The following is a 9,470-nucleotide window of genomic DNA, read 5'->3' as shown; positions in this document are numbered from 1 at the left end:
TACAAGGACTGGGGTCCAAAGGATGGCCCGGTCGTCGTGCTCAGCCACGGCTGGCCGCTGTCGTCGGACAGCTGGGAAGCGCAGGCCTTCCACCTCGCCGCCAATGGCTTCCGCGTCATCACCCATGACCGCCGCGGCCATGGGCGCTCGTCGCAGCCCTGGGACGGCAACGACATGGATCACTACGCCGACGACCTTGCCGATCTGATCAACGCGCTCGATCTGAAGGGCATCTTTCTTGCCGGCTTTTCCACCGGCGGCGGCGAGATCAGCCGCTATATCGGTCGGCACGGCACGGGCCGTGTCGCCAAGGCCGGTTTGATCTCGGCGGTGCCGCCGCTGATGGTCAAGACCGACAAGAACCCCGGCGGCCTGCCGAAGGCGGTGTTCGACGGGCTGCAGGCGGCAAGTCTGAAGGATCGCTCGAAGCTCTACCGCGATATCGCCTCGGGTCCGTTTTTCGGTTTCAACCGCCCGGGTGCGGTCGCCTCTCAGGGCATGATCGACAGCTTCTGGTTGCAGGGCATGATGGGCGGGCACAAGAACACCTATGACTCGATCGTCGCCTTCTCGCAGACAGACTTTAGCGAGGACCTGAAGAAGTTCGACGTGCCGACGCTGATCATCCATGGCGACGACGACCAGATCGTGCCGATCGATGCGGCCGCCAGAGCTTCGAAGACGCTGGTGCCGCATGCCGAGCTCAAGGTCTATGCCGGCGCGCCGCACGGCATCACCGACACACACAAGGATCAGCTCAACGCCGACCTGCTCGCCTTCGCCAAGGCTTAACGCCTGCTCGCCGGTGCGGCCCACGGAGCGCACCGGCACCCTTCGCCAAACGCTTCAGCCAAGGACCAGAACGATGACCTCTTCCCGTACTCCCACCGACGCATCCGGCCCCGATCGCCGCGAATTCCTTGCCGGATCCAGCGCGATTGCCGCTTCCGCCCTCCTGCCGAAAGGTGTCTACGCCGCCGACGTCCATCGCCTTCAGCACGGCAGTTTCGACATTTCCGTCGTCAGCGACGGCTTCATCATGCTGCCGGTGGGCATCGTGCTGCCGGATGCGACGGCGGAGGAGCGGCCGGACATCATGCGTCGGCTCGGCGGCACACCGGAACGCGCGCCATTTCATACCAATATCCCTGTTATCCGCACCGGCGGTGATGTCATCGTGGTCGACGACGGTTCGGGCAACCACTTCCAGGAAAGCGCCGGCAAGCTGCGCGCCAATCTGCTGGCTGCCGGCATCGATCCGGGTGAGGTCACGAAGGTGGTGCTGACCCACGCGCATCCCGATCATGCCGGAGGGACCCTTGGTGCCGATGGCAAATTGACCTTTCCGAACGCGCAGTATTTCGTATCGGAGGCCGAGTGGGAGTTCTGGACCGATCCGAACTTCGAAAAGACCATGCCGCAGGCGTTGCATGGCTTTGCCAAGGGCGCGCAGCGCGATCTTTTCGCGGTGCAAGATCGTCTGACCCTGGTCAAGCCCGGCGACGAGATCGTCAGCGGCATGCAGGTGATCGATACGCGCGGCCATACGCCCGGCCACATCTCGCTTCAGCTTGCCGGTGGCGACGGCGCCGGGCATGAGGGCATGGTGATAACGGGCGATGCGGTGACCAGCAATGTCGTCTTTTTCGAACATCCCGACTGGCATTTCGGCTTCGACACGGATGCGGAACTGGCCTTGAAGAACCGCAAGGCCCTGATCGACAGGGCGGCATCGGAGCGGCTGGCGTTGCTTGGCTATCACTGGGCCTATCCGGGGATCGGGCGCGCCGAGCGGAACGGCTCAGCCTATCGTTTCGTCGCGGCCTCGTAACCGCGGAGAGCAGTCTTCAACGAGCGCGAGCGACGCAACCGACGGGCGCCTTCTCAAGCGCCCGTCGGTCCTTTCTTTCTCAGAGAGCGAGTTCGCTGTCCTTGATGTCGCTGATCGGCGCGAGGAACGGCAGGTCGAACGGGCGAAGATCGTTGCGTTCGACTGTCAGCCGCGGCCAGTCGGGATTGACAAGCGCGCCGCGGCCAAGCGCGATCATGTCGGCTCCGGCTTCCATCACCTCCTCTGCGCGTGCGAGATCGTGCAGGCTGCCATTGGCGATGAGGAACAGGCGTGGCGCATGGCGATGGGCAAGCGCCACGAGCGAGGCGTCGCCACCCTCGAAGGCCGGCTTCCAGGCTTCGAACTCGGTCACGTGAACGAAGTCGGCCGGACTTTCGGCCAGCGTCTCGAACACGCGCGCTGCCCCCTGTTCGCGCTCGGCCCATTTGTGCCTGAAGTCGTTGACCTTGCCCTGGGAGAGGCGCAGGCCGAGCGGGATGTTGGGGCCGATCGCCGCGCGCACCGCCCTCAGAACCTCGAGCGACAGGCCGAGCCGCTGCACGATATCGCCGCCCCAGCCATCTGTCCGCCGGTTCGAGAAGTCGGTGAAGAACTGGTCGAGCAGGTAGCCGTTGGCGCCGTGGATCTCGATGCCGTCGAAGCCGGCGACCTCGATTGCCAGGCGAGCGGCATTGGCAAAGCCCTCGATCGCTTCGGCAATCTCGCCCTCGCTGATCTCGCGCGGCAAAGGATAGGGGCCGTCGCCATGGTAGCCGGTCATCTGGGTGCCCTTCGGACGTATGGCCGAGGGGCCTACCGTATCCGGGCGGTAGGGGTTGCCCTGTGCCAATGCGCCGCCGTGCATCAACTGTGCGAAGATGCGCCCGCCGGCGGCATGGACCGCGTCGACGATCTTTCGCCAGGCAGCCGCCTGTTCCCTGTCGGTCAGGCCGGGCTGGTCCCTGTAGGTCTGGGAATAGGCCTTGTCGGTGTAGATGCCTTCGGTCGTGATCAGGCTGAAGCCGCCTCGGGCGAAGCGTTCGTAGTAGTGCTGCATGCGTTCGCCTGGAACGCCCGCGGCCGAAGCGCTGATGCGGGTCATCGGCGCGACCGACAGGCGGTTGCTGAAATCGAGCCCCTTGCGGGTGATGCCAGTGAAAACGGGAGATGGGAGGATCTGTGGCGCGTTCATGTCAGCGGTCTCCGTCAAGCGCGATCGCTTCGATCTCGATCAGTGCATCGGGTGAATAGAGAGAAGAAACCTCGATCATGCTCTCAGCCGGGTAGGGTGCCGAAAGCCACTTGCGGCGGAGCTCGACCATCGTTCCCGCGTTCTCGATGGAACGCAGGAAGATCGTGGTCTTGACGACCTTGTCGAGCCCGGAGCCCGCCGCCTTCAAGGCGCGGTCGAGATTGTGAAAAGCCTGGTCGGCCTGGCGGTCGAAATCGCCAATGCCGACGATTTCGCCGTCGGCACCGATTGCCGCCTGGCCAGAGACGAAGACGAAGCCATGGGCCTTGATTGCCTGGGAGAGCAGGAACGGCGCGTAGGGATCCGGCGTGGTGACGACCTGTTCAAGATGCATGGAATGTCCTTTCGATACCGGAACGATTTCCGGCGCTCATCTCAACGGCCTGCGGCGAGCGCGATCGCCTCGATCTCGATCAGCGCGTCAGGCGAGTAGAGCGAGGAGACCTCGATGATGCTGTCGGCGGGGTAGGGTGCCGAAAACCACTTGCGACGGAGTTCGATGATCTTTGCGAAATTCTCCATGGAGCGCAGGAAGATTGTAACCTTGACGATCTTGTCGAGGCCGGATCCGGCGGCCCTCAAGGCCCGGTCGAGGTTGTGGAAAGCCTGTTCGGCCTGGCGGTCGAAGTCGCCGATGCCGACGAGTTCGCCGTCGTCACCGATCGCCGCCTGGCCTGAGACGAAGACGAAGCCATTGGCCTTGATCGCCTGGGAAAGCAGGAAGGGCGCGTAGGGATCCGGCTTGGTGATGACCTGTTCGAGAGACATGCTTTGTCCTTTCATACTTGAGTTTTTCTCAGCTTGGCGCTGTTGCCTTGGCTGTTGAACTCAATATGCTGAGGAGATAGCAGGCTGACAAAGAGTGATTTCTCAGTTGATAGATTAGTTGAATTCATCCATGGGGATGCGATGAGAAAGCTGCCGCCGCTCGGCGCCTTGCGGGTCTTCGAAGCGGCCGCCCGCCGGCTGAGCTTCAAGCATGCGGCGGAAGAGCTGAACGTTTCGGCGACCGCCGTCAGCCACCAGATCCGGCAGCTGGAGGTGATACTGGAGGTCAAACTCTTCGAGCGCGAGACGCGACAGGTGCATCTGACGGCTGCCGGCAAGGCGCTGTTTCCGGTGCTGCGCGATGGTCTCGATCGCTTCGAGCAGGCGATTGCCGACGTGCGCCGCCAGCAGGGGAGCAAGGTCGCGCGGCTGACCTCCACCGTCGCCTTCGTCGCCAAGCGTCTGGCACCGCTCGCCGGCTCGTTTCGCGAAGCCTATCCGGACTGGACGCTGAGGCTCGACGCTTCCAACCGGACGATCGACCTGGAGGCGGACGCGGACGCCGCAATCCGTCTCGGTGGCGGACACTACCCGGGTCTCATAACCGAGCCGCTCTTTGCCGATCGTTTCGCCCCGGTCTGCGCGCCGCGACTGGTGCCGGCAAGTGCTGCGGATCTCAAACGCTCAACGCTCATTCATTTCGATTGGGGTGTGGCGCGCCGAGACGAGCCGCGTGCGCCGGTCTGGCGGCAATGGCTGGAGCGGGCTGGCATCGCAGATGTCGATGCGAACGCGGGCCTGTCGTTTACCGATGAAATCCATGCCGTTCAGGCCGCCGTGGCCGGGCAGGGCATCGGCCTTTTGAGCCTGACGCTGGTTGCCGAGGAACTCGCCTCGGGCATTCTCGTCCAGCCTTTTCCTGTGACGCTCGAAAGCGACCGCTACGATCTCGTCTATAGCCCACGGATGGCAGATCGACCGGCGACGCAGTTGTTGCGCGATTGGGTGATCGCACAATTCGGCAGCGGCGACTGCCGCTCCCTCCCGTAGTCGCCCCACGAAGTGCGTCAGTCAAAATCGAAAATATCATCCGGCTGCCAGCGCCGGCTGGTGAGGCGCAACGACCGGTCCGGCTCGATGATATAGGTTTCGTAGACCTTGCGGCCGTACTGGTCGATAAACTGGTGCGGCACGATGCTGCCGACAGGCGACTTGGTGAGCTTGGTGCGCGGCTGGCCGCCATAGGTGATGCTGCCGGGGATCGGCTCGAGGTTCGACGAATAGCCGTAATAGCTTGAGCCGCCGCTTGCGGTACAGCCGCTCAGAAGTAGAACGACGGAGAGGGCGGCAAGGGCGTTTTTCATGTCGGCGATCCTCGGTTACGGGTGCGCTAGGTAGGGGAGGCGCAGTCAGGTTCCTCGCCTTCAAATGGACTACGGAACGCGCTGCAACACTTTGATCTATTGTACAATTTCCTGATGCAAATCCAAGGGCTCGCAATTATCTGGGCAAGCCTGGGGCGACGCGGTGGAGGAATCAGATGGTCCGCTGGCACTGGCGGCAAAAGCGGCGGCCACGGCGCTCCAACACCCTTTGCTAAAGTGTAGGGCGGCAAAGGTATTTTCCAAGTCGGCAACGTCGCGTGAGTGCCTTGCGGTCGCTGGAGAATTTCGCCTTCGTACCCAGATTTGTCGCTGAGCCGGATTCCGGTGCGGAGAAAGATGCGTTACTTCTCTCGTGAACGTTCCGGCGGATCGCGCGTTTCGGCCTTGCGCCAACTGCACGTTCCGTCCCGCCCAGTCCTTTCGCCGAACCCGGGTATTGCATGACCGCCGAACAGTCTCTCGCGTTTATCGTCATCGGCGCCATGATGGTTTTCTTCATCTGGGGGCGCTTCCGGTACGACGTGATCGCCTGTTCGGCGCTGATGCTGGCGGTGGCCGTCGGCATCGTGCCTTACGACCATGCCTTCGATGGCTTCAGCGACGACATCGTCATCATCGTCGGCAGTGCCTTGATCGTCAGCGCCGGCGTGGCGCGCTCAGGCGTGGTGGATGCGGCGATCCAGCGGTTCCTGCCCAATATCTCGTCCGTCCGGGCCCAGCTTGCGCTGCTGGTCATCACGGTGACGGTGCTTTCCGCCTTCATCAAGAACATCGGGGCGCTGGCTATCATGCTGCCGGTCGCCTTCCAGTTTGCCCGGCGGTCGAATGTCCAGCCTTCGGTCTTCCTGATGCCGATGGCCTTTGGTTCGCTGATCGGCGGGCTGATGACGCAGGTCGGCACCTCGCCGAATATCGTCGTCTCGCGCGTCCGCCAGGAACTGACCGGCGAGAGTTTCACGATGTTCGACTTCACGCCGGTCGGTGCGACGCTGGCGCTGGTCGGCTGCATCTTCCTGCTCTTTGCCTACAAGCTCGTGCCGCAACGGACCAGCAGCCAAGTTTCGGTTCATTCGGCGATCGAGATTACCGACTATACGTCGGAGGCCGTCGTTGCTGCCGGATCTCCCGCGATCGGCAAGTCGCTCAGCGCTCTGGTCAAGCTCGGCGATGGCGGTGCCGTCGTCATCGCCATTTTCCGCCGCGGCCTACATCTGGCGCCGCTGCCCGACATCACGCTTGAAGCCGACGACATCCTGCTGCTTGAAGGCGGGCCGGGGGCGCTCGATCGTATTGTCTCGCAGGCCAAGCTGAAGATCGCCGGAGACCGCTCGCCGGGTAGCCGCGAGAAGGCAGGGTCCGAAATCGAGGCGGTGGAGGCGGTCGTCGGCAGCGGTTCGCCGATCGAAGGCATGTCGGCGCAGCGCCTGGCGCTGTTCAACACCCACAATATCAACCTGCTCGCCGTCAGTCGCCAGGGCGAAAGGCTGAAGCAGCGGCTCGGCAGCATTCGTCTGCGCGCCGGCGACGTCATTGTGTTGCAAGGCGCGCGGCGCGAATTGACGTCTTTTCTGCAGGACTTCGGCTGCCTGCCGCTCGCGCAGCGCGAGATCCTGCTCGGCACCACGCGCAAAGCGCCGTTGCCGCTTCTGGTCCTGGCCGCCGCCATGGGCTCGACGGCAGTCGGCCTCGTGCCGGTGCCGATCGCCTTTTTCGCAGCGGCCCTTGCCATGGTCATCTTCCGCATCATTCCGCTGCGCGACCTCTACCGTTCCGTCGACGGGCCGATCCTCGTGATGCTGGCGGCACTGATCCCGGTCAGCGATTCCCTGCGCACGACCGGGGGGACGGAAGTCATTGCCGGGTGGCTCGGTACGGTTGCCGCCGGCTTGCCGCCGGCAGGCGCGTTGACCATCATCCTGCTTGCGGCAATGGCGGTCACACCGTTCCTCAACAACGCCGCGACCGTGCTGGTCATGGCGCCGATCGCCGCGAGCTTCGCCGACGCGCTCGGCTATCGGCCGGAAGCCTTCCTGATGGCGACCGCCATCGGCGCCGGCTGCGATTTCCTGACGCCGATCGGCCACCAGTGCAACACACTGGTCATGGGGCCGGGCGGCTACCGGTTCAGCGACTATCCGCGCCTCGGCCTGCCGCTCTCGCTCGTGATCGTTATCGTCAGCATACCGACGCTGATGGTGGTCTGGCCTCTGCGGTAGTTTCCTGACCTGACGTCAGGCCGCTCCGTGCATGACGCAGCAATCGGCCGGCACGGCATGCTGACGTCGGCGGTTTAGACGCTACCCAAGAACCGTGACAAGCACAGCCCCCCAGAGCGCCAGGAGCACGTTGCCGATCGCATAGCCAAGGCCGTAGCCGAGGGTTGGCACCTGGCTGCCGGCAGCCTCCTGCACCGCGGCGAGCGCCGGCGCCGAGGTTCCGGCGCCGCAGCAGGTGCCGGCGAGCACGCCTTCGTTCATGCGGAAGACCCAACGGCCAAGCGCAAGTGCTGCGAGGTGCGAAATCAGGCAGATCAGCAGACTGGCGATCACGAGCGCCGGACCGGACTGAACGAGGCCCGTGACGAAGCTCGGGCCGGCCGAGATGCCGACGCAGGCGATGAAGGCGCAGAGCCCGACGCTGTCGAAGAACCAGAGGGTTGCCTCCGGCACGAAGCCGAACGTGCGCCTGACCGAGCGCAGCCAGCCGGCGACGAGACCGGCGATCAGCACGCCGACCGCAACGCCGAGGCCGATTTCGAGCGCTCCGAGTTTCAGCGCGGGTATGCCGATGAGGCCGCCGAGGAAGATGAAGACGCCGACATAGACCATGTCGGTCGCCGTCGTCTTGCGATCCGCATAGCCGAGCCGGGCAGCGACATCCTCCACATGGCGCCTGGCACCGGCGATCGACATCACGTCACCCCGGCGGATTGTCAGCCCGGGGAAAATCGGGATCGGCTGGCCGGCGCGCAGGATGCCGCGCAGGAAGACCGAGCGCGTCTCGGGCTGCTGCTTGAGCTGCCAAAGGCGTTTGCCGGCGACGTCCTTGTTGGTCACCACCACGTCGAGAATTTCGACCGGAATGTCGAGAAGCTCGCGGTCATCGATCTCGGTGCCGATCCGGCTGGCATATTCCACCAGGAAACCGCGAAGCCCGGCGACCGCAATGATGTCCCCGGCCTGCAGTCGCTCTTGCGGGGCGGGGGAGATGATCTCATTGCCCCTGCGAATCTGCTCGATATAGGCCTTCTGATGCTCAGGGACTCGCGCCTCCGCTTCCGCCACGGTCAGGCCGACCAGATTATCGGCGATCTCAAAGGCGCGCGCTTCGATCTCGCGGCGGGCGGTATCGCCGCTGTTCTCCGGGGCGATGTTGAGTTCGGCTTCGAGCTCGGCGCAGGCTTCCTTCAGGCTGCGGCCGAACATGCGCGGTGCGAGCTGCGACTGGACGAGGATCGCGGTGACGACGCCGACGAGATAGGCGACGGCAAAGCCGGTGGCCACGGCGGATTCGAATTGGGTGACGGCTTCGGGTGTTGGCGCCGTCTTGCGGAAGGTGTCGATGGCGACGCCGACGGTCGCCGATTCCGTTGCCCCGCCCGCAAGGACGCCTGCGGCCGTGCCGAGATCGAAACCGAACAGGATCGAAAGAAGGATCGCCGCCGCGAGCGCCGCGACGCAGAGCGTCACCGTGACGGCGATCTGGGGCAGGGCATCGGCATTGAGGCTCTGGAAGAATTGCGGGCCGGTGCGGTAGCCGATGGCGAAGAGGAACAGCAGGAAGAACGCCTGCTTCACGTCGTTCGACAACACGGCGCCCGTCTGTCCGATCAGCACGCCCGCCAGCAGGCAGCCGGTAACGGCGCCGATGGTCACGCCGAAGATGGTGATCTTGCCGACGGCGTAGCCGATGCCGAGCGCGAGGAAGAGGGCGAGCTCCGGATGCGCTCTGAGGATGCCGAACAGGTGATCGATCACGCCGCTTTACTCCCAACTCCATGCCGAAGGGGCGCCTTCAGCCTGATGATGCGCTGCTCACTTGCCGGCAGGACCCTGCCGGAAAATCCGGGGTGGCTGGGTAACAGGGCGTCTGCTCACGCCCTTCTGCATGTGTCCTTCAATCGTCGCCGCTTGAAGGACAAAACATGCAGCATTCGAAAATGCTACAGCGACCGTTGCGCGTCTAATTGGACGCGCGGCGCTGCAGGGGGAGGCGGCCGACGGGTTTGCCGGCC

General features: G+C 64.1%; 9 protein-coding genes. 4 read left to right on the top strand and 5 right to left on the bottom strand.

Annotation, left to right across the window (positions count from 1 at the left end):
* Together BLU35_RS23280 and BLU35_RS23275 are read left to right on the top strand one after the other, a co-directional pair.
* Positions 1-792: alpha/beta fold hydrolase (locus BLU35_RS23280; protein WP_093234659.1), on the top strand; the 792-nt coding region annotated here is incomplete at its 5' end.
* A 73-nt stretch (positions 793-865) separates the two neighbouring features.
* Positions 866-1,831 carry an MBL fold metallo-hydrolase gene (locus BLU35_RS23275; protein ID WP_093234658.1) on the top strand — a complete coding sequence of 322 codons (966 nt, stop codon included), beginning with the start codon at positions 866-868 and terminating at the stop codon, positions 1,829-1,831.
* A gap of 79 nt (positions 1,832-1,910) precedes the next feature.
* Here the strand turns inward: BLU35_RS23275 and BLU35_RS23270 are convergent, their stop codons facing one another.
* From BLU35_RS23270 to BLU35_RS23260, 3 genes are read right to left on the bottom strand one after another with little or no spacing between them, the layout of a single operon-like run.
* The gene (locus BLU35_RS23270) at positions 1,911-3,023 is read right to left on the bottom strand and encodes an NADH:flavin oxidoreductase (RefSeq protein ID WP_093234657.1); all 1,113 of its coding nucleotides are present in this window, start codon (positions 3,021-3,023) and stop codon (positions 1,911-1,913) included.
* Between the two features lies 1 nt (position 3,024).
* The gene (locus BLU35_RS23265; RefSeq protein ID WP_093234656.1) at positions 3,025-3,417 is read right to left on the bottom strand and encodes a RidA family protein; all 393 of its coding nucleotides are present in this window, start codon (positions 3,415-3,417) and stop codon (positions 3,025-3,027) included.
* Positions 3,418-3,458: 41 nt separating this feature from the next.
* Positions 3,459-3,851, bottom strand: a complete 393-nt coding sequence (locus BLU35_RS23260; RefSeq protein WP_093234655.1) for a RidA family protein — start codon at positions 3,849-3,851, stop codon at positions 3,459-3,461.
* A 126-nt stretch (positions 3,852-3,977) separates the two neighbouring features.
* On the opposite strand from BLU35_RS23260, the gene BLU35_RS23255 reads away from it, so the two are divergent.
* On the top strand, positions 3,978-4,901 hold the full coding sequence (locus tag BLU35_RS23255; protein WP_162730506.1) for a LysR substrate-binding domain-containing protein: 924 nt from the start codon (positions 3,978-3,980) through the stop codon (positions 4,899-4,901).
* 17 nt (positions 4,902-4,918) lie between these two features.
* Here BLU35_RS23255 and BLU35_RS23250 read toward each other — a convergent pair whose 3' ends face one another.
* Positions 4,919-5,215: a hypothetical protein gene (locus BLU35_RS23250; RefSeq protein ID WP_057254026.1), complete on the bottom strand. Its 297-nt coding sequence runs from the start codon at positions 5,213-5,215 to the stop codon at positions 4,919-4,921.
* A gap of 461 nt (positions 5,216-5,676) precedes the next feature.
* Here BLU35_RS23250 and BLU35_RS23245 point away from each other — a divergent pair, with 461 nt between their 5' ends.
* Positions 5,677-7,452 carry an SLC13 family permease gene (locus BLU35_RS23245; protein ID WP_093234653.1) on the top strand — a complete coding sequence of 592 codons (1,776 nt, stop codon included), beginning with the start codon at positions 5,677-5,679 and terminating at the stop codon, positions 7,450-7,452.
* 81 nt (positions 7,453-7,533) lie between these two features.
* Here the strand turns inward: BLU35_RS23245 and aspT are convergent, their stop codons facing one another.
* Positions 7,534-9,213, bottom strand: a complete 1,680-nt coding sequence (gene aspT, locus BLU35_RS23240; RefSeq protein WP_093234652.1) for an aspartate-alanine antiporter — start codon at positions 9,211-9,213, stop codon at positions 7,534-7,536.
* Positions 9,214-9,470: the final 257 nt, after the last annotated feature.

The sequence above is a fragment of the Sinorhizobium sp. NFACC03 genome (assembly GCF_900103435.1).
Taxonomy (GTDB): domain Bacteria; phylum Pseudomonadota; class Alphaproteobacteria; order Rhizobiales; family Rhizobiaceae; genus Ensifer.
This window is presented reverse-complemented; position numbering and strand designations above follow the sequence as displayed.

Coding starts and splice junctions, on each gene's coding strand:
- BLU35_RS23260 (WP_093234655.1), bottom strand. CDS start 3,851: ATGTCTCTCGAACAGGTCATCACCAAGCCGGATCCCTACGCGCCCTTC.
- BLU35_RS23270 (WP_093234657.1), bottom strand. CDS start 3,023: ATGAACGCGCCACAGATCCTCCCATCTCCCGTTTTCACTGGCATCACC.
- BLU35_RS23245 (WP_093234653.1), top strand. CDS start 5,677: ATGACCGCCGAACAGTCTCTCGCGTTTATCGTCATCGGCGCCATGATG.
- BLU35_RS23275 (WP_093234658.1), top strand. CDS start 866: ATGACCTCTTCCCGTACTCCCACCGACGCATCCGGCCCCGATCGCCGC.
- BLU35_RS23265 (WP_093234656.1), bottom strand. CDS start 3,417: ATGCATCTTGAACAGGTCGTCACCACGCCGGATCCCTACGCGCCGTTC.
- BLU35_RS23250 (WP_057254026.1), bottom strand. CDS start 5,215: ATGAAAAACGCCCTTGCCGCCCTCTCCGTCGTTCTACTTCTGAGCGGC.